Raw genomic sequence first — 20,601 nt, forward strand, 5'->3', positions numbered from 1 at the left:
GTGTAGTCGTTGTAGCCGGTGATGGTGTAGTCCTCGGGTTTCAGTAGCCCCGCGTTAGCGGCATCCTGGATGGCAGCCGCCTGCAGGCCTTTGTCCATTCCACTTGGAGCGGCGGAACTGACCTGGGCGGCGTCGTACTCCACCACGGGCTCAAGCAGTGTTGCGGCCGCCTCGAATCCGGCGGCCCCGCCGGCAACCATGGTTGGAGGTCCTCCAACCGCCCCGAATCCGGCACCGGCGACCGTGCCGAGCACGCTGAGCGCGGTCTTGGCGGCCTCGCTGTGGTTGTCCGCCGTATTCTGGGCGGTGGAGTTGATGTCGTTTGCCTTCTTGTCCGCCAGCCCCGCAAGATACCCCGTAGCCACTGTTGCTCGATCGTATGCTTTGTTGATGTCGGCGATTTGGGTGTCGGGGTCACCGGCGTGACTGGCTGCGTCGCGTTGTGCTCGGTCGTGGGCATATTGTGCGAGCTGGGCGGCAATAGTAGCGGTCGCGTCGCAGGAGTCCGCTACCCGGTAGCCCAGAGCATTAAGGTCCGCGGCCGTGGCAGCCGGAAGCTGCTGATGCGTATTCGGATCAACCTGAGTCCGATCGCCGTTCCATGCGCGTGTGAGTTCTGCGGGGCAGTTGGCCAGGAGCAGGGCGACACGGGCCTTGGCATCGTCGTCGTAGATGCCCTCATCGGTGTTCGTGGCCAGGTAGTGTATGCCGTATCCAGCCACGTTGTTGGCCTGCCTGCGTGTGGTCTCATTGGTGGCAGGACGTTGGCTGGAGGCGGCGGCCAAGGCCGCGGTGAAGCCTGCGAATCCCTGTTCGTCCCACTCCCGTTTGGATAGCTTCTCCACTAGAGTCATATCCGATCCGTCGCCGCATTCGGACGCCTTGGCGAGGTAGTCGAGGGCGGCTTGAGGATTGTTGCCCATGGCGTCCAGCACTCCGGCGAGTGGGTCGAAGGACTGGCCTCCCAGGTAGGGGCCGAGGTCCTTCTTGTCATAGCGGGCGATGTCTCTATCGGTGTTGGGATCCGTGGCGCGGTCGGCGCAGGCCTTGATGGTGTTCCAATCGAGGTCGTCCAGGTTGTTCGCCAGGGCGGTGAGGAAGGTGCTGTTGAATTCCAGGTCGTTAACATGGTTGCCGTCGGCGTCATGCCCGTCGAGCATGGCGTTCAGTACGGTTATGCGCCCCCACTCGCCCTTGTCGTCGACAGACTCCTTGATCGTATTCGCCATGGACTCGCAGGTTTCTTTGTCCCAAGTGGTCGAGGCGGAGGCCAGCAGTGTGCCCAGCAACTCGGCCAGCTCGGTTCCGGCCTCCGGCCTCAGGGCATGGCTACCTGTGTCATCACTTGCGGTGTAGTGCTCCTGGACTTCCAATGGAAGGCTGGTGAGATTCTCCGGGCCGAGTGCGTTGATCAGCGCCGCTGCGTAGGCGGGGTCACCTGACCGTTCCCTCATTGCCTCAATGACTTGGTCGTAGGTGCGGCCGTTTGACGTCGACCCCACAACGAGCCCGCCGTCGATGATGGTTTGCAGGTCGTGGGCGTCAATGGTGGCCTGCGACCAGGCTGTCAAGTCATTGATCGTGTCGATGGTGGTGCCGTCTGGGATCTCGCACCGGATACCACCGTCGGCGGTCATACTGCCGACACCGGACTCGTTGACCGCGACGATAGCATCCTTGGCCTTCGCCAGATCATCTGCCCTGCACTTGACTCTGTCGATAGCGTTATTGGCTCTGGTCCGGAAGTCGGAGATGTCTACCGGGCGGTACTCATCTGTGCATTTTTCATCGATGCTGGAAATGGCGTGGGAGCAATCGTTGGCAAAGTCTAGAAGATCCTTGATGGCGGTCGCTAACTTGTCGGGGTTTAAATAGAGTACAGCCATAATGAGCGAGTCCTCCTTCTTGGTTTGTTTCGGCGACAGTGTGTGCTTATGTTATACCTGACCCCGGTCCGGCCAATGGGCGCCAGCATCGGTTTCGTCGACGTCCTCAAGTAGTGAGTTCTTCTCCGCGTTAATCATGTCCAGCAGATCACTGAAGACCTTGTCGACCGCGTCAACGTCTGCCTTCGTGTCTTCGGCGGAGGCGTCTGCCAACGGGCCAGTCCACGTGTCGGAAGAATTGACGGCGGAACTGTATTTCTGGCCCGGAGAAAGCGTCCACGGCGACAACTGCAGGAACGGTATGTTCGTGGCGAATCCCAATTCTTCATTCTTATTTGATGTGTGTTCGCTCAGGCGTTCGAGTGCCTCGCGCTTCAGATTGGCGACCACGTGTTACTCCTTCGCTTCGGTGGGGCGAACAGCTCTATTGACTGGCTTTAGGGCTAATGCGTCAATGTGTCTTCCCTGAGCAGAACCGTTCTCATGGTTGTTTGGTTGGTTGGGTGTTGAGGGTTTGGATCTCAGCTACGGGGATGGTGGTGGTTGTGCTGGTGGTGTGGGTGTCCATGGTTCCGGCGGCGCCGTCCGTAGCCGTGAACTCGATCGCGTAGGACACTTTGATGTCTACCGGGGTGACACTGTCCTTGAAGTGCGCACTGGACCGGTCGAACACGATCAGGCAGTCCGTGCCCTTGGCGTCGTTCTCCTCACTCCAGGGGATGCCGAAGCCGGTGCAGGTGGCGGTGCCGTCCTTGGGCTGGAGGGTGAGCATGGAGGCGGTGGCGGTGATTGTGGCGGTGGTCGACCCCGCGGTGGCCGTCACTTCTACTTCTTTGGGGGTGTCGCCGGTGGCCCACACCCAGGTATCCATACCCACGATCGTGGCCCCCACATCCCCAACCATCGGGTTATAGCCGATCGTCGCCGTAGGGATAGTCACCGCATCCCACGCCGCCCGCGCCAACGTCTCACCATCAACCACCGACTCCGGAGCCGCCTGCCCAGCGGGAACGTACACGGGGGTGTTGTTGGAGTAGAAGTCCGCCATGATCTCACCGAAGTCGCGCTCGTCATCATCAGCCATGTAGCGGGGGTCGCAGTTGGGGATGTACCAGTGCCCCTCCTCGTCGTCGGCGTAGGACTCATAGTCTGGGAAGCGGGCCTTATAGTCATCCCACATGCTGCCGCGTGTAACACTCATGTAGCTGGTGGACTCCGGCGAGTCGATGTATTTCGCTTTCTCCGCGCCAGTACTACTCTGCGTGTACCAGCACACCGGATGCACCGCGGCAGTCACCGACTGCGACCAGGCCGTAGCACCACCACCAGAACCAGCCGAACCATCCGGAGCCGCCGGCACCGACTCCACACTGACCGCCATCGTCACCGAACCATCCCCACTGGTGGACGCCGAACCAGAAGACGAACTGCCAGTAGCGTCCCTCTTCTGTTCGAATGCCTGGGCCGGCGAGGCCTTCATGATGAGCGGTGTCGCCACAAGGAGTGCCGCGCTCAGGGCGGCGAATAGCTTTCGAGACGTTCGTCGCATGGCTCACACCGTGCACTCGTTGGTCGACAGATACTCCTCGGCGGCTTCCTTCCAGGTGCCGCCCTCATAAACCATCGTGATGATGATCTCGTAGCGCACCTGCAGCGTCCCAGGATCACTGATGTCATTGCCATCAGCGTCATAATCAACCAAGTCGGTCTGGTCGTCACAGACCTGGACCGTCGCCTTGGGCGGCGAATCGTCGGGGGAAGTTAGATACACCGACGTCACCGCGAGCCTAACCGTACCGTCGGTGTGTCCGGCGACAGTCTGGTCCACGTTGTTCTTAAGTCTTTGGTATGCCTCTGCGGTCATGAGGGGCTGGGCGTCCTCGATGCCGGTGCGGGTGAACCAGATGTTCCAGGTCACCTCGTCGTAGTTGACGAAGGCCTTGAGGATCTCGGTCTGCTGCTCGTCCAGGCCCTCCGGGATCGACGTGATCACATGCCGCTCAGTGGACAGTGACTCCGCCGTCACCACACTCGCCGCCTCCGCCGAGGCCGCAGCCGACACAGACGCCTCAGCGGCGGCGGCCGACTCCGAGGCCTCCGCCGACGCCGCAGCCTCCGGATCATAGGTGGGGATATTCAGGGGATTGTCGTCCGACTCCGATGAGCACGCCACCAGGGGCGCACAAGCCAGAAGCAGCGCCGCCGCCCCTGCGGCAGCACTACGCAGTCCGAGCGAACCGGTATGGAAACGGCGCATGAGCGACTCCTAAGGGGCAAGGGTTCGTCATCAGGATGTTACAAAGTCTCACACTCCCGCAGGCCACGCGCAAGTGCTCCGGGTTTGGTGGCGGTCCGACTCAGGGGCTCGGCTGCTCCTGGGGCGCGAGCAACGCCGGTCCCGCTTGGCGGGTTGTCACAACTCCATATAAGTGCTAGCGTGCAACTAAATGGATTGCAGGATCCGTGACCCATCACCCGAGGCGAGGAGGCCTCAATGCAGAATTTGTCGCGCAGGTCGTTTATTGCGGGCGGGTCCGTCGCAGCGGCGGCGCTGCTGGCGGCGTGCACCGCGGAGCGAACGGCCGACTACTACGGCGACGTCAGCGGCGGCGAAGGAGCGCTGATCGGCGTCTCCATGCCGACCAAGAACCTGGAGCGTTGGAGCCGCGACGGCGAGAATCTCAAGCGGCTGCTCGAGGATCTCGGCTACACCGTCGAGCTCCAGTTCGCCGACAACAAGGTCGAGCAGCAGAACTCCCAGATCCAGACGATGATCAACAAGTCCCCGGCCGTGATCGTCGTCGGCTCCATCGACGGCTCCGCGCTCGGGCCCGTGCTGCAGAGCGCCGCCGGGCTGGGCATCAAGATCATCGCCTACGACCGCCTGATCCGGGACACCGAGGCGGTGGACTACTACGTCACCTTCGACAACTACAACGTCGGCGCCATGCAGGGGCAGTACATCGTCGACGCCCTCGATCTGGAGAACGCCTCCGGCCCCTTCAACTTCGAGCCCTTCGCCGGTTCCCCCGATGACAACAACGCCCGCTTCTTCTTCGAAGGCGCCTGGGACGTGCTGAGCCCCTACATCGAGTCGGGCAAGCTGGTCTGCCCGTCGGGAAAGATGCCCTCCAGCGTGGACGACTGGCAGTCGATCGGAATCCAGGCGTGGTCCAACACCACCGCTCAGTCGGAGATGGAGAACCGGCTCAACTCCTTCTACTCCAGCACCACACGCGTCGACGTCGTACTGTCCCCGAACGACGCCATCGCCCTGGGCGTGGGCCAGGCCCTGGCCTCCGCCGGCTACAACGATGACAACTGGCCGGTCCTCACCGGTCAGGACGCCGACCAGGCCAACGTCGCAAACATTGTGAAGGGCCGCCAGTCGATGACGGTCTTCAAGGACACCCGCCTGCTCGGGGAGCGTTGCGCCACCATGGTCGACCAGATCGCCCGGGGGCAGGAGGTCGAGGTCAACGACACCGAGTCCTACGACAACGGGCAACTGGTGGTGCCCTCCTACCTGCTCGACCCGGTGACCGTCGATGCCGACAACGTCCAAGAGGTCCTGGTCGACTCCGGCTACTACACCGCCGCCGAGGTGGGGCTGTAATGACCGCCGACCCCAAGACCCCGCGTGCCTCCGCGCCCGCGCAGGAAGCGTCGTCGTCCGCGGACACGATTCTGGAGATGCGGCACATAACCAAGGCCTTCGGCTCCTTCAAGGCCCTGGATGACGTCAACCTGGAGGTCCGTCGCGGCGAGATCCTGGCCATCTGCGGCGAGAACGGCGCCGGCAAATCCACCCTGATGAACGTGCTGTCCGGGGTCTGGCCCCGCGGTACCTATGACGGCGACATCGTCTACGACGGCCAGGTCCGTGAATTCCGCTCTATCCGCGACTCCGAGGCCCTCGGCATCGTCATCATCCACCAGGAGCTGGCACTCAGCCCGTACCTGTCGGTGGCCGAGAACATCTTCATGGGCAACGAGAAGGCTACCCGCGGTGTAATCGACTGGGATGCCACCAATGAGGCGGCCGCCAAACTGCTTCAGGAGGTCGGCCTGAACATCCGTCCGCAGACCCGTGTGGCGGACCTCGGCGTCGGCCAGCAGCAGCTGGTGGAGATCGCCAAGGCCCTGTCCAAAGACGTGCGCCTGCTCATTCTCGATGAGCCCACCGCCGCCCTCAACGACGACGACTCCGCCCACCTGCTCGACCTCATGTGGGGGCTGCGCGAACGCGGCATCACCATGGTGATGATCTCCCACAAGCTGGCGGAGGTGGCCGGTGTCGCCGACCGCACCACCATCATCCGGGACGGCCGCACCGTCGGCACCGCCCCACTGCACGGAGAAGGCGCCATCGACGAGGACGAGATCATCCGTCTCATGGTGGGGCGCGAGCTGTCCAGCCGGTTCCCCGAACACACTCCGCATGTAGAGGAGGAAGTGCTCCGGATCGAACACTGGACCGCTCACCACCCCATCGACACCGCCCGGGCCGTCGTCGACGACGCCGCCCTGACGTTGCGGCGCGGAGAGATCGTCGGGCTCGCTGGCCTCATGGGAGCCGGACGCACGGAACTGGCCATGAGCCTGTTCGGGCGCTCCTGGGGCACCAACATCTCCGGACACGTCTATAAGGACGGCAAGGAGATCTCCACCGCCACCGTGCGGCAGGCCATCGACAACGGTCTGGCCTACGTCACCGAGGACCGCAAGGTGCTCGGACTGAACCTCATCCAGGACGTCAAGACCAACACCACGGCTGCAGCCCTGAACAAGGTCTCCTCCCGCGGCATCGTCGACGACGCCGCGGAGGAGGAGGTGGCCGAACGCTACCGGCGCGAGCTGCGCACCAAAACGGAGTCGCTCGCCACGCCGGTCGGCTCCCTGTCCGGCGGCAACCAACAGAAGGTCGTCCTGGCCAAGTGGATGTTCTCCGACCCCGATGTCCTCATCCTCGACGAGCCGACCCGTGGCATCGACGTCGGCGCCAAATACGAGATCTACCAGATCATCAACCAACTGGCCGATGCAGGAAAGGCCATCCTCGTCATCTCCTCCGAGCTTCCCGAGCTGCTGGGGATATGCGACCGCATCTACACCATGAGCCAAGGCCGGATCACGGGGCAACTGCCCCGGGCCGAGGCCACCCAGGAGAACCTAATGAAGCTCATGACCGTCGAGAAGGACGCCGCCGGCCGGGGGGCCGCGCCGCGCATGGAACAGGAAGGAGCGGAGCAGTGAGCCAGCCGAATTCAGCCGACATCACGACGTCGGAAAGCAAGGTCGAGCGCGCCTCGGGGCGTGGCGAGAATGTCCCCGGTGCCGGGGCCAAGCTGCGCGAGTCCCTCGGCCGCAACCTCCGCCAGTACGGAATCCTGGCCGCCCTGGTGGCGATCATCATCTTCTTCCAGATCCTCACCGGTGGGCTGCTGCTGGCGCCCAACAATGTCGCCAGCCTCATCCAGCAGAACGCCTACGTGATGATCCTGGCGGTCGGCATGGTCATGATCATCATCGCCCGGCACATCGACCTGTCGGTCGGCTCGATCGTCGGATTCGTGGGCGGCGTCATCGGCCTGCTGGTGGTCAACTCCGGGGTGCCATGGCTGGTGGCCGTGCTGGTAGCGATCGTGATCGGTCTGCTCATTGGCTGCTGGCAGGGCTTCTGGGTGGCGATCATGGAGATCCCCGCCTTCATCGTGACCCTCGGCAGCATGCTCATCTTCCGTGGGCTGACGGTGGTGCTGGTCCAGCGCACCGTCTCCGGACTGCCGCCCAGCTTCGTGTCCATCGCCAACGGCTCGCTGCCGGCCTGGCTGGGGTACTTCAAGAACTACGACGGCGTCACCATCCTGATCGGCGCGGTCGCCATTGCCGGGCTGGTGTTCACGCAGCTACGTACCCGCCGCCGCAACCGTGCCGCGGGCCGGGCGGTGGACTCCGTTGGTGTAGTCGCCCTGCGACTGGTGGTCTTCGCCGCCGCCATCGGCTTCTTCACAATGTTGCTCGCCTACTCGGCAGGCGGCACGCCGATCGTGCTGGTGATCGTCGGCGCGGTGATCCTCATCTACTCCTTCGTCATGAACAAGACCGTGTTCGGGCGACACATCTACGCGGTCGGCGGCAACCTCAAGGCCGCCCGCCTGTCCGGCGTTAACGTCAAGCGGGTGGACTTCATGGTGTTCGTCAACATGGGCTTCCTGGCCTCGCTGGCGGCAATCGTGACCACCTCGCGCGCCGGGGCCGCGGTTTCTACCGCCGGCAACCTGTACGAGATGGACGCCATCGCGGCGGCCTACATCGGCGGCGCCGCCGTCTCCGGCGGCGTGGGTCGGGTGTCCGGCGCCATCATCGGTGCACTGATCATGGGTGTGCTCAACATGGGGCTGTCAATCATGGCCGTGGACTCCGCCTGGCAGCAGGCCATCAAGGGTCTGGTGCTGGTGCTTGCCGTAGCCGTGGACATCGCCGGCAAACGCCGCAGCGCCGTGTGACGCGGTTCCGCACTCGCCGTCGAGACGACAGGAGTGGCCGGCAGCCGGAGCGGCTGTCGGCCACTCCTCGTGTATGCGCGCGACCGCGTGGAGTTGCGTGGAGTGTGGACCGGATGGGGGCTACGAGCCCTTCCGACTTCCCGAGCATGTGCGACGGTGGTTCTGTGTGTCGAGAGGCGAGCGGAAGGAGACGGGGTCGTAGCGGACGTGTGAAGAGCCCGTATGAAGCCTTGCTGTTAGCGCAAACATCGCCTATGCTGCACGTGCGGTTCGTGAACGTTCACATTGGCGTGGGTCTGGGCCGCGACAATCACAGTCTGCTTGACGCCGTCCATCCGCTCTCGCGCCGACGGCGCCCGGCTGGTGCACCTTCCAAGGGAGGAACGTGTCCGTGAAAGCTAAGCACGCAACCACAGCGGTTGGAGTTCTGAGTGCCGCTCTACTGACCGCCGGTATGGCACTCCCGGTTCCTGCCGCAGTGGCCGCCAATGGGGTTCCCGCCCCGACGGCTCACTACGATATGTCGCACTCGGGTTCCGTACTAATCGACGTCTCCGGCAATGGTCGCGACGCCCGGCTCACGGGCCTAGACGATTCGGACTTCAAGGTGTATGCGGCCGAAGAGTCCCTCGTCTTCGATGGCAATGGCTATGCGACCATGCCGGCAGGAGCTGTAACCGGTACCGACAACGAATTCACCGTAGAGATGTCTTTGACGAATGCAGCCGTCGCCAACCAGTTCGGCTGGGTCATCGGCGACGGCATCGGCTCGTGGAACACGAATCAACTGGGGAACCATGTCTTTGTCAACCCCGCCTCCGGCGAGCGTGAGGGCGGGATCCTATCCGGCATCCGTGTCAAGACTGACGGCGGCAATGGCGAGGAGCGTGTGCCCGCCGGTGGACGTCTCGCCTCCGATGCCGTTTCCACGATCACGCTGGTTTCCTCGGGCGACACCATCACCCTGTATGTCGACGGCGTCCAGGAATCCCAGCTCCAGCACGGCAAATCAATGAGCGACATCGTCAAGGGCGACGTCCTGGGCTACATCGGCCGCTCGCTCTACGAGCCGGATGCCCTGCTTAAGGCAACGGTTACAGACATGAAGCTGTGGGACGATGCCCTCACCCCCACCGAGGTTGCCGCTTCAGTCCCGACCGCCGCAGAGCGAGCGGCTGTCTTCCAAGCCATCGTTGCCGAGCAGATCGAGCTCCGTCTCCTCGCCGCCAACACCTCCCTTGAAGACGTGAGGGAAAACCTGACTCCACCCACCGCTGTCAGCGGCACAGTACTGACCTGGGCCTCGTCTGATCCCGCCGTCGTCGCGGCGGATGGCACGATCGCCCGTGGCGCGCAGGATCGCCAGTCCACCCTGACCGCAACGGACCCCGCGGGGCGGACCTACGTCTTCGAAGTCACCGTCAAGGCCATATCCGATGACGAGGTTGCCTCACACCTTGCCGCAGAACTGGAAGCAATCAAGCTGGAGTCGGTCACCTACGAGAATCTGCCTCTGGTTGCTGAAGGCGCCCGATACGGCTCGCAGATCACGTGGACCTCCTCCGACCCCTCCGTGATCAGTGAGACCGACTCGGCCTATGCCGCTCCTGACGTCGGCTCTGCCGATCCCTTCGAAGGCGCCGGCATCGTCAGTCGGCCCGCCTACGGCTCCGGGGACAAACAGGTCGTCCTGACCGCCACCGCCACGCTGGGCGGGCAGAGCGCCACGCGCACCTTTGACGTGACCGTCGCTGAGCTGGGCCGCAGTGCGCCCGACGTCGGCTACGCAGCCGCCTACTTCAAGTCGGACAGCAACGAGCGGATATACCAGGACTACACGACGACAAACGACTTCTTCACCTTCACGCCGGCGAACGGCGGCCAGCCGACGGTCGCGTCGCAGACCGACACGCAAGGCCTGCGAGATCCATACATCCTGCGCTCGGTAAACGGCGACAAGTACTACATGCTCGCCACCGATCTGTGCATCGGCTGCGGCACCTCCTGGGGTGATGCCCAATCCAAGGGTTCGCTGAAGATTGAGGCCTGGGAGTCCGCCGACCTGGTCAACTGGACGCGCACCAACGCGGATGACGGCGATACCGGCATTGTGGTCAACCAGCCCGAGGCCGGCATGACCTGGGCTCCTGAGGTCTACTGGGACGATGCGTTGCAGTCCTACGTGGTCTTCTTCGCCTCACGCCTGTACGACGACGTTGACCACATGACCACCTCTACCGGCGCTCACGCCCGCATGTTCTACGTACTGACCCGCGACTTCGAGACCTTCACCTACCCTCCGCAGGTGTGGCAGGACACGGGTTACGCCCGTATCGACTCAACCGTTACGAAGATCGGTGATTACTACTACCGCTTCACCAAGAACGAGGACGGCGGTTCTGCCGATGGGCTGGAGCGTGGCAAGGACATCTTCTTGGAACGGTCCCGGGTCCTGACCTCGGTCACCACCCAGTCCTCTGCAGGCACGGATCCGGCCACCGGTTGGCAGCTGGTCGATACCGCAATGACCACGCCGCTCACCGGTCAGGCGGGCGAGGGCCCGGAGATCGTCAAGCTCAACGAGGGTGACCCGAACAACACAGGCGACGGCTACGTCTTCCTCGTCGACAACTACGGCAACGGCGGTTACGTCCCCTTCGTGACAACCGGTACCGCCATTGCCGCCTCGACGATGGATTCCCGGCTGTCCAAGACGGTCGGCTGGACACCCCACGCACAGACGGGCTTGCCTTCCAGCCCGCGTCACGGCGCATTCGTCAACGTTCCCCAGACGATCCTGGACGCAATGGAATCCTGGAGCGGAATACACGCCGTCGACTCCGTCACGGAAGTCGTTCTGGACGGGCGACGAGCCACCGCTACCGTGACCGCCGCCGACTCCGGCGACGTCGTCGGTACGGTCACCTTCACGCTGGGCGACTGGAGCCAGGCCGTCGCTCTGACCGATGGGCGGGCCGACGTCGCCCTGCCCGGGGGACTTGCGGGCACGCTCATCGCTCACTACGACGGCTATCGCGACAACCTGGTCAACGCTTCACAGGGCGCTGTCGCCGTTCCCGCCGACGAACCCACAGCCGAACCGACCGCTGAGCCGACGGCGGAGCCCACCGCGGTGGAGCCGACGACTCCGACCGCCACTCCATCCCCTGCTCCTGCAAGTGGTAGCGGCCAACCGGGTGACGGTCCCGTCACGAGCGCCTCCACAAACGCCCCGGCCGAGGTCGCTGTCGCCGAGAGGGTGTCGCGCAGTGGGAAGGCGGAACCGGGCCGGCCCGGCGCTTCCCTAGCTCGTACGGGCGCAAACACGGACCTCGCCTTGCTCAGTGGCGGCCTGGTGCTCATCGGTGCGGGCGCAGTGAGCGTGCGCCGTCGTCGCGCCTGAGCCCACCGGGGGCGGGGCGCAGCCGTGCCTCGCCCCCCCACCCCAGCCCCGTCAACCGATGCGACCACGTGGGCGAGACCGCCCCCGCAGTAGAAGGAACCTCAAATGCCCCTAACGATCCCGGACCGCAGACGGGCGCGGCGCATACGCGCCGGACTCGGCCGTGCCGCAGCGGCCGCGTTGCTTGCCGCGCCCCTGGCCCCCGCAGTGGCTTTCGCCGCCGAGCTGCCAGACCCTTACGTTCATTACACCTTCGACTCTGCCGCCGCTGACGGTACGGTCGCCGACGCGGCGGGCAGTGGTCTGGCGGCCACGGTCTCCGGTGAGGGCGCCGCCTTCGCCGAAGGCTCGATCTCACTGCCCGGAGGCGCGAACGGCTCGGGCGCCGCCTTCGTGAGTATCCCGGGCGCCGCATATGCAGGACAGGAAGCCGTCACCATCTCCATCTGGATGACCAACGCCACCGGCAGCGACAACTATGCCGGCGCCTACGTGGGCAACGCCGACCGCACCAAGGGCTATTGGCTGCTCAATCCTGCCAACCCCTCGGGCGCCGTCAAGTCCGTCATCACTTCTGCCACGGCCGCAAACCCGGCCGCGGAGACCTGGAACACCGAGATCGGCTCGACGCAGGCCCCGGCCCGCTCATCCCTGTCGCTGTACACGACCGTCATCAGCGGCGCCACCGGCACGATGAGCTTCTACCTAGATGGCGTCAAAATCTCCTCACACGCGATCGCCACCGACCTGACCGACTTCGGCGATCTCGTCGCATTCATTGGTAAGTCGCCCTATCCTGATCGGTTCTTCAAGGGGACGGTTGACGACTATGCAGTCTACCACGAGGCGCTCACCGACCAGCAGGTGTCCGAGCTTTATGCCGACCAAGCGGCTGAGCGCGCAGAGGTCCTCGCCCCTGCCGCGATCGAGTCCGCATTGGCCGTCGTTGCTGCCAAGGTCCCCGCTGAGGCAGTGGAGACCTTCACTGTCCCGGTCACCTCTGGGCCGGTCGGGATCTCCTGGTCATCCTCGGAGCCCGGGGTGATCAATGTGGACGGCGATGGTGTAGCCTCCGTCTCTCGGCCGCGCGCCGAGGAGGGTGATGCGGCGGTGACTCTGACCGCCACCTACTCGTTCCCCGGCGCGGATCCAGCGGTGCGCACCTATACCGTCAAGGTATCGGCCGACCAGACCGATACTGCCAAGGTGTCGGCAGACGCCGAAGCACTGGTGATCCACAACGCCGACGACATGCGCTCGAACTTCTCAGTTCCCACCGTCGGCGCCGCAGGCTCGGCGATCGCCTGGGAGGTGATTGAGCCCGGCGCCGCCGATCCGCGACTGATCGCCGGTGTCCGCGACGGGTCGGCCACCTACGTGATCAAGCGCCCGTCCGCCGGCTCCGATCCGACCATCGTGGTTCTGCGCGCCACGGTGACCAGCGGCGACGTCGCCCAGACGAAGGACATTGCTGTCACCGTCCAACCGATGTCGTCCGTGCAGGCCGAGGAGGCATACGTGTGGGCCTTCTTCACAGGTGAGGGACAGGGCGCGGAGAAGATCTCCATTGCCGCCTCCAAGGGCAACGACGCGCTCGCCTGGAACACCCTCAACGACGGTAATCCGCTCATCGAGTCCACCGAGGGCACCGGAGGCCTGCGCGACCCGTTCATCATCCGCTCCCACGACGGCGATCGCTTCTACATGCTTGCCACCGATCTTAAAGTTGCGGGCCTGCCCGGCGGATTCACCACCGCCCAGCGCACCGGCTCGAAGTACCTCGAGATCTGGGAGTCAACCGACCTCGTCAGCTGGTCCGAGCAGCGCCACGTCAAGGTCTCCAGCGACTACGCCGGCAACACCTGGGCGCCGGAGGCCTACTGGGACGCCGAACTGGGCAAGTACGTCGTGTACTGGGCCTCCAATCTGTATGACACCGTCGACTCCGCGGATCGAACCAGCCTCACCTACAACCGCATGATGTATGTGACAACGGACGACTTCGTCACCTTCTCTGAGCCACGTGTATGGATCGACTCGGTGCGCAAGTCGGGAACGGACGGCCTGGGCACCATTGACGTAACCGTCGCCGAAGAGGACGGCGTCTACTACCGGGTCTACAAGGATGAGGGCGATATGACTCTTCGCGAGGAAAAATCTACGGTCCTGACATCCACGGTGTCCGGGGACCTTCCCGGTGCCGAGGGGGCTCCCGACCAGTGGACACTCATTACCGAACGAATCGCGGCAGGGCTGCCCAACGGTGTGGGGACGAACACCTTCGTCCACGGCGAGGGGCCGTCGATCTTCAAGGCGAATGCTGACGACATCAATGGTGCCGCCTGGTACCTGTTCATCGACCAGCCCGACTATCATGGGGGCCCAAACCATTACGTGCCCTTCGCCACTGACAAGCCCCTCGCCGACACCTCGGCGGCCGACTGGTACTCCGCCGCGGCGAAGCTATCCAGCAACCTGCCGCAGAACGCGGACGGCGGCCGGCCACGCCACGGCACGGTCATTCCGGTCACCCGGGCGGAGTATCAAACAGTACTACTGGCGCTTCAACCCGATATCGCGGTCAGTGCCGTCGAACAGGTGTCCGTTACCACGACGCTGAACACTCAACCATGGCTGCCGAGCACCGTGGAGTTGACCATGGCCGACGGATCCGTCCAGGAGGCTGGCGTGACCTGGGCGCCGATCACAGCCGAGTCACTGGCAAGCCCCGGGCAGATACGCGTCCGGGGAACTGCGGCTAACGACACCCGTGAACCCGTTGAAGCCGTGGTCACCGTCCTGCCCGTCAATGAACCCGACTCAGAACCGTCACCGGTACCTACGCCATCACCAACGCGGGCGGCGAGCGGTGAATCGCCGACCCCGGCCCAGGCCGCGACCGGAACCCCAATGACGCGGGCGCAGGAGTCGGCTGCAGCTGCCGCCCCCGTGCCAACATCAGCGCCCCCTTCTCAGAACCCGGCCTCTGTTAACAGCACGACGGCGGCTCCAATACGGCGAGACGACAATGCTGGATCCGGTGGGCGCGGGAGTCTTCCCAAAACCGGCACCGGACTGACGGGATTGCTGATATCGGTAGCGTTCGTGGGCGGCGGGTGTGTCTTGGTAGCACTTCGTAACAGCAAGCGCGGGCTGTACTCACACCCGGATCCTCGGTAGCCGGACGTGCGGACGCCACCGTGACGTGTGTCGTGGGTCGGGGCGGGGGACTGGGCGAGGTCCGCTGGTTCTTGATGGTGTAGCCCATACCTCCGAGCCCCGTCGTCCTACACGAAAGTGTCGGGTCTGGGCGCGCCGGGGTGCCGCCGGCGAAGTCAAAAACAACAACTTCATAACGGGACGGCCGAAGGTTTGACAGGCCGCATGTGAACGTTCACAATCTAGTTGTACGAGCGCATAACCGGCGCGTGAAGTTCGTCCTGCTAGGGGTGAACGTCGGGCGTGCGCAAACGTGGCGGTTACCTAAAGGTGGGGCCGTTCTGATTCTCGAGGGAGAGACTCATGAAGCGTCGCGAATTCCTTGTCATGTCTGCTGTTGGTGGGGCGGTCCTGGGTTTGAGTGCCTGTGGTTCGTCCAAGTCGGGCGGCTCCGGCGCCGAAGGGGACACCATCGTCGTCGGGTACTCACAGCTGGGCGCCGAGTCGGGTTGGCGCACCGCCAACACCGAGGACATCAAGAAGCATCTGACCGCCGAGAACGGGTTTGATCTGACATTCGTGGACGCCCAGCAGAAGCAGGAGAACCAGATCAAGGCGCTGCGCGACTTCATCAGCCAGGATGTGGACATTGTCGCGTTCTCTCCCGTCGTTGAGACGGGTTGGGACGACGTGCTCCAGGAACTCAAGGATGCCGAGATTCCAGTGATCTTGGTGGACCGTTCCGTCGACACAACGGTCGAGGATCCCTACGTTGCGCACATTGGCTCCGATATGGCTGCCGAGGGCAAAATGGCCGGCGAATGGGTGCAGGAGAACTTCCCGAACGCCAAGATCTTTGAGCTTCAGGGCACGATGGGTTCGGGGCCGCAGGTGGACCGGGAAGCGGCATTCGACGCCATCATGGGTGACAACGTCATCGGCAAGGCCACGGGGAACTTCACTCGTGCCGAAGGCAAGACCGCAATGGAGGCCGCACTCCAGGCGTATCCGGACATGGACCTCGTGTTCTCCCACAACGACGACATGGGCCTGGGAGCGATCGAGGCGATTGAAGCGGCCGGCAAGAAGCCGGGTACGGATATTGCCATCGTCACCGTCGACGGCGTCAAGGACGGGCTGCAGGCGCTGGTCGACAAGAAGTTCAATTACGTTGTTGAGTGCAACCCAATATTCGGCGAACAGCTCGGCGAACTCATGAAGAAGGTCGTTGCCGGCGAAGAGGTCGAGAAGAACACCGTTGTTGAGGACAAGACGTTTGATCAGACAATCACGCAGGAGGAGGTCGACGCGCGGCCGTACTAACTCGGATCGGCGTTCCTGAGGTGTTCAGCTTGCGGCCCACGGCCTGGCCGTGGGCCGCAAGCACGGCCGTACTCCTCTTCTCCAAATGATTCCTACCACTACACTTCGACGAAACGGAGGGACCATGGCTACCGGCACGCAGGATGTGCGTGGGGCCCCCACCCCGATCGTGGAGATGTCCGGCATCACAGTCACCTTTCCGGGAGTGAAGGCGCTCGACGACGTCGACTTCCGTCTTTTTCCCGGCGAGGTGCATGCTCTCATGGGCGAGAACGGTGCAGGTAAGTCCACGCTCATCAAGGCGCTGACCGGCGTCAATAGACTGACGGCGGGCACGATCAAGGTTGACGGTGAGGAGGTGAGTTTCGCCGATCCGGCTGATGCGCAGAACAACGGTGTCGCGGTTGTGTACCAGGAGGTCAATCTCTGCCCCAACCTATCGGTAGCCGAAAACGTCATGCTGGGGCACGAGCCCAAGCGTGGTCCCTTCATCAACTGGCGGGAGATGCGCCGACAGACCAAGGAACACCTGTCGCGACTTCACCTAGATATTGACCCTGCCACCACGTTGTCGCAGCACAGCATAGCTACTCAGCAGTTGTGCGCCATTGCGCGGGCCCTGGTCGTCGACGCCAAGGTCCTTATACTTGATGAGCCGACCTCGTCGCTTGACGAGGATGAGGTGTCGGAACTGTTTGAGGTCATCCGAGAACTGCGCGACGCGGGTGTCGCAATCCTATTCGTTTCGCATTTCCTCGACCAGGTATATGAGATATCGGACCGTATGACAGTGCTTCGCAACGGCAAACTGGTCGGCGAGACTCCCACGGGTGAGCTGTCGCGCTCCGAACTCATCTCCCAGATGATCGGCAAGGACGCCGCTGAACTCGACGCAATCGGCGGCGGAACCCATGAGGCGGCGGTCAAGCGTGAGGACGCTCCGGTGCTCAGCGCGCTCGGGGTCTCCAGCAAGGGGAATGTCGCGGCATACGATCTTGATGTGTACCGGGGAGAAATCGTCGGCATCGCGGGCTTGTTGGGGTCCGGTCGCACCGAGGCGTCTCGCCTACTGGCGGGGATAGACAAGATTGACACCGGCGAACTGAAGATCAAAGGCTCCAGCGTACGCCTCGCCAGCCCGCTGGCCGCGTTGAAACAGGGGGTCGCATACTCCACCGAGGATCGAAAGAAGGAAGGCATTATCGGCGACCTAACCGTCCGCGAGAACATCGCGTTGGCCGTCCAGGCGTCGCGCGGCGCATGGCGGCCTCTGCCGCGCAAGGAACTGGACGGGATTGTCGATAAGTACATGGAGGCGCTTGACATTCATCCCCGCAATCCCGGGATGTTGATCAAGAACCTGTCTGGTGGGAATCAGCAGAAGGTGCTGTTGGCCAGGTGGCTGGCCACCGCCCCCGCGCTGCTGATTCTTGATGAGCCGACCCGCGGCATCGATGTTGGAACGAAGGCCGAGATTCAACGTCTCGTAGCTGAGCTCGCTGGGCAGGGTATGAGCGTCATCTTCATCTCCTCCGAGTTGGAAGAGGTCTTACGCCTCTCTCACCGGATCATGATTATGCGAGACCGCAGTAAGGTGGGCGAAATGGTCAACGGGCCGGGGGTTACGGCCGGCACTGTCATGTCGACTATTGCTGCTGAGAAGGGTGAGGCCGATGAGTGATGCACGGTCGAACGAAGGTACGGATAATCGGGCGCCCGCGGATATCAAGCGAGGTTCCGCCGTCCGAGCGCCTGGCGACTACGCGGATCGCGAGCGAGTCGAACGGACATCCGCCTTACGGCGTATCACCTCCCACAACCTGTTTGGGCCGGTGCTCGCACTTTTGCTTCTCCTGGCGGCGTGCCAGGTGATGAGCCCGGGCTTCCTGAGCATTTCCCTCCAAGATGGGCACCTGTTCGGACAGCTAATAGATATTCTGCGCGCGGCCGTCACTCCCATGCTCCTCGGACTGGGGATGTGCCTGGTCATCGCTACTGCAGGCATCGATCTTTCAGTGGGTGCCGTTATGGCTATTTCACTGGCGGTGTCGTTGACGTTCCTTGATAACGCCAATGATGCTGCAGCGCCGGGGACTGTCGTTACTGCGATCGGGCTGGGCCTGGCGGTCGGGTTGGCGGTAGGCGTGTTTAACGGCTTCCTGGTCTCCGTGTTGGATATACAGCCATTCATCGCCACGATGATCCTCATGGTTGCGGGCCGGGGTATAGCAATGCTTATCACGCGGGCACAGATCACAACGGTGACTTCGGCGCCGTTCAAGTCGATCGGTTCCGGATTCACCCTCGGTCTGCCGACCCCGGTAGTCATCGGTGCGCTGGTGTTCATCCTGCTGGTATTGTTCGTGCGCAAGACGGCTCTGGGCATGTTGGTGGAGTCGATCGGCATCAACGCGGAGGCGTCGCGTATATCGGGTGTGCAATCGCGCCGGATTATGTGGCTCGTATACATTCTGTGTGGCCTGCTGGCGGGCTTGGCGGGGCTCATCTACGGTGCCCCGACCATGGCCGCGGACGCTAATAATATCGGCCTCATGAAGGAGATGGACGCGATCCTCTGTGTCGTCATAGGCGGCACAAAGATGAGCGGCGGCAAGTTCTATCTCGGCGGCACGGTAGTCGGCGCTCTGGTGCTGACCACTATCGAGCGCGCCGTCATCATCTTTCACATCCCTGCGACCGCGACTCCGTTGTTCAAGGCAATTGTCGTCATCGTGGTTGTGGTCGCGCAGGCACCGCAGTTCCGCGACTGGGCCCAACGCCACAAGCGGGTCGGCGGGGCCGTTGAAGACTCGGTTAGGGAGGTAGCGGCATGAGTGACGTAGCCATGTCCACCGTGAACAAAAGGAAGCGAGACAACGCTGGGCGGGGCGCCGGGAAGGCCGCTCGCAATGGCCTCCTTGCTCGTGTATTCGATCCGAAGTATTTGCCGGTAGGCTCCACAATACTGACGCTGCTGATCATGCTCGCGATCGGCCAGGTCCGGTACTCGGGTAGTCGTCCGTTCGTCTCGATGAAGCTGTTCTCGAATCTCTTCGCTGACAACTCCTTCATTCTCGTTCTGGCCGTCGGCATGACGGTCTGCATCCTCACCGGTGGTATCGATCTTTCTGTGGGCGCGGTCGTGGCCCTCGTAGGCCTGGTGATAGCGAAGCTGTTGCCGGCGGGGGTGCCGCTGCCGATCGTGCTGGTCGCCGCGGTGCTCATCGGCACCTGCTCGGGCCTGCTGATTGGGGTATTGGTGAGGTACTTCGACTTTCAACCATTCATCGCTTCGCTAGCGGTGATGTTCCTCGTCCGTGGCGTCGCCAACCTGGTGTCCGCTCAGTCGCTGGCCATTAATGACGAGGGCTTCTCGGCCTTGGCCTCCTGGGCGATTAAATTCGGTGAGGGTCGCGATTCGTGGAAGATTACGCTTCCGATGATTATTGCATTCGTGGTGGTGCTGATCGGTTTCTATCTGCTGCACTACACGCGTTTTGGTCGTACCGTGTACGGCATCGGGTCCGGCGATGATGGTGCGGCGGCGAATCTCATGGGACTCGCGGTAGGCCGCACGAAGATCCTGCTCTACATGTTTTCGGGGACGTGCGCGGGCATCGCCGGCATCCTCTTCGCCATGTACACCAAATCGGGCTATAACCTCACCGGTGTGGGCATGGAGCTGGATGCGATCGCTCCGGTGGCCATCGGCGGCACCTTGCTGACCGGCGGGCGCGGATACGTCTGGGGTAGCGTCGTGGGCGTTATGGTCTATGGCCTACTCCAGGTTCTGATCGCCCGCGAGGGACTCGACTCGTGGTGGACGAAGGTATTCATTGGTGTCTTCCTGCTCGCCTTCGTGCTCCTGCAGCGTGCACTGAGTCGTAGGGGTAACTGAACTAGGTGACCCGGATTCCGGTGGCGGGGCGTTCCGATACTTCTCGGTCCACCCCGCCACCGGTTTTGTGGCTTTTCGTGTTTATGGGTGGGGTGTCTGGGTGGTGGTTTGTGTGTGTGCTTCGGCGGGTGTGATGAGCGGGGATGGGATAGTTCACCGTGAATCTCGGCGGATAGCGGTGGATCACGGCGGACAGCGGCGGATCACGGCGGATAGCGGTGGATCACGGCGGACAGCGGCGGATCGTGCGTGACGGTTCGGGTGCTTGCGTGAGAGTTCGCGCCTTCGCCTGACGGTTCGTACGCTCGGGTCGACGGTTCGGCACATCCAGCGACGGTTCGTACGTTCTGGTCGACGGTTCGGCACATCCGGCGACGGTTCGTGGGTGTGATGTCTCAGGACATCGGTGACAGTTTTGTGTCA

The 20,601-nt window shown here is 63.2% G+C and carries 13 protein-coding genes; 9 read left to right on the top strand and 4 right to left on the bottom strand.

Translation table 11 applies throughout. The features are described 5' to 3' along the window. The 4 genes from DRB06_RS06270 to DRB06_RS15820 all read right to left on the bottom strand — a co-directional run. Positions 1-1,886: DUF6571 family protein (locus tag DRB06_RS06270; protein WP_181575212.1), on the bottom strand; the 1,886-nt coding region annotated here is incomplete at its 3' end. Positions 1,887-1,937: 51 nt separating this feature from the next. Further along, on the bottom strand, positions 1,938-2,276 hold the full coding sequence (locus DRB06_RS06275; protein WP_111819432.1) for a hypothetical protein: 339 nt from the start codon (positions 2,274-2,276) through the stop codon (positions 1,938-1,940). A gap of 91 nt (positions 2,277-2,367) precedes the next feature. Then, complete coding sequence (locus DRB06_RS16585; RefSeq protein WP_258522164.1) at positions 2,368-3,435, bottom strand: hypothetical protein; 1,068 nt, start codon at positions 3,433-3,435, stop codon at positions 2,368-2,370. A gap of 3 nt (positions 3,436-3,438) precedes the next feature. Continuing rightward, positions 3,439-4,143 carry a hypothetical protein gene (locus tag DRB06_RS15820; protein WP_146750822.1) on the bottom strand — a complete coding sequence of 235 codons (705 nt, stop codon included), beginning with the start codon at positions 4,141-4,143 and terminating at the stop codon, positions 3,439-3,441. Positions 4,144-4,380: 237 nt separating this feature from the next. Between DRB06_RS15820 and chvE the strand changes: the two genes are divergently transcribed. The 9 genes from chvE to DRB06_RS06340 all read left to right on the top strand — a co-directional run bounded on the left by chvE (position 4,381) and on the right by DRB06_RS06340 (position 20,178). Next, positions 4,381-5,502, top strand: coding sequence for a multiple monosaccharide ABC transporter substrate-binding protein (gene chvE / locus DRB06_RS06290; RefSeq protein WP_111819434.1), 1,122 nt, complete (start codon positions 4,381-4,383; stop codon positions 5,500-5,502). Positions 5,503-5,579: 77 nt separating this feature from the next. Further along, positions 5,580-7,142 (top strand): multiple monosaccharide ABC transporter ATP-binding protein, encoded by a 1,563-nt coding sequence (gene mmsA / locus DRB06_RS06295; RefSeq protein WP_258522165.1) that lies wholly within the window; start codon positions 5,580-5,582, stop codon positions 7,140-7,142. Next, on the top strand, positions 7,139-8,395 hold the full coding sequence (gene mmsB / locus DRB06_RS06300; RefSeq protein WP_108966025.1) for a multiple monosaccharide ABC transporter permease: 1,257 nt from the start codon (positions 7,139-7,141) through the stop codon (positions 8,393-8,395). Before mmsA ends, mmsB begins: the two co-directional genes overlap by 4 nt. A 391-nt stretch (positions 8,396-8,786) precedes the next feature. Then, the gene (locus DRB06_RS06305; RefSeq protein ID WP_146750823.1) at positions 8,787-11,798 is read left to right on the top strand and encodes an immunoglobulin-like domain-containing protein; all 3,012 of its coding nucleotides are present in this window, start codon (positions 8,787-8,789) and stop codon (positions 11,796-11,798) included. 105 nt (positions 11,799-11,903) lie between these two features. After that, positions 11,904-14,978 (top strand): immunoglobulin-like domain-containing protein, encoded by a 3,075-nt coding sequence (locus DRB06_RS16080; protein ID WP_181575213.1) that lies wholly within the window; start codon positions 11,904-11,906, stop codon positions 14,976-14,978. A gap of 342 nt (positions 14,979-15,320) precedes the next feature. Next, positions 15,321-16,280: an ABC transporter substrate-binding protein gene (locus tag DRB06_RS06325; RefSeq protein ID WP_073327718.1), complete on the top strand. Its 960-nt coding sequence runs from the start codon at positions 15,321-15,323 to the stop codon at positions 16,278-16,280. A 124-nt stretch (positions 16,281-16,404) separates the two neighbouring features. Further along, complete coding sequence (locus DRB06_RS06330; RefSeq protein WP_108966030.1) at positions 16,405-17,961, top strand: sugar ABC transporter ATP-binding protein; 1,557 nt, start codon at positions 16,405-16,407, stop codon at positions 17,959-17,961. After that, positions 17,954-19,114, top strand: a complete 1,161-nt coding sequence (locus DRB06_RS06335; protein WP_083565358.1) for an ABC transporter permease — start codon at positions 17,954-17,956, stop codon at positions 19,112-19,114. Before DRB06_RS06330 ends, DRB06_RS06335 begins: the two co-directional genes overlap by 8 nt. Then, positions 19,111-20,178 (top strand): ABC transporter permease subunit, encoded by a 1,068-nt coding sequence (locus DRB06_RS06340; RefSeq protein WP_199912557.1) that lies wholly within the window; start codon positions 19,111-19,113, stop codon positions 20,176-20,178. The genes DRB06_RS06335 and DRB06_RS06340 overlap by 4 nt, the downstream gene beginning before the upstream one ends. The last annotated feature ends 423 nt before the right edge of the window (positions 20,179-20,601 follow it).

The sequence above is a fragment of the Actinomyces sp. Z5 genome (assembly GCF_003287795.1).
GTDB lineage: Bacteria > Actinomycetota > Actinomycetes > Actinomycetales > Actinomycetaceae > Actinomyces > Actinomyces glycerinitolerans.

Coding starts and splice junctions, on each gene's coding strand:
- DRB06_RS16585 (WP_258522164.1), bottom strand. CDS start 3,435: ATGCGACGAACGTCTCGAAAGCTATTCGCCGCCCTGAGCGCGGCACTC.
- DRB06_RS15820 (WP_146750822.1), bottom strand. CDS start 4,143: ATGCGCCGTTTCCATACCGGTTCGCTCGGACTGCGTAGTGCTGCCGCA.
- chvE (WP_111819434.1), top strand. CDS start 4,381: ATGCAGAATTTGTCGCGCAGGTCGTTTATTGCGGGCGGGTCCGTCGCA.
- mmsA (WP_258522165.1), top strand. CDS start 5,580: ATGCGGCACATAACCAAGGCCTTCGGCTCCTTCAAGGCCCTGGATGAC.
- DRB06_RS16080 (WP_181575213.1), top strand. CDS start 11,904: ATGCCCCTAACGATCCCGGACCGCAGACGGGCGCGGCGCATACGCGCC.
- DRB06_RS06325 (WP_073327718.1), top strand. CDS start 15,321: ATGAAGCGTCGCGAATTCCTTGTCATGTCTGCTGTTGGTGGGGCGGTC.
- DRB06_RS06330 (WP_108966030.1), top strand. CDS start 16,405: ATGGCTACCGGCACGCAGGATGTGCGTGGGGCCCCCACCCCGATCGTG.
- DRB06_RS06335 (WP_083565358.1), top strand. CDS start 17,954: ATGAGTGATGCACGGTCGAACGAAGGTACGGATAATCGGGCGCCCGCG.
- DRB06_RS06340 (WP_199912557.1), top strand. CDS start 19,111: ATGAGTGACGTAGCCATGTCCACCGTGAACAAAAGGAAGCGAGACAAC.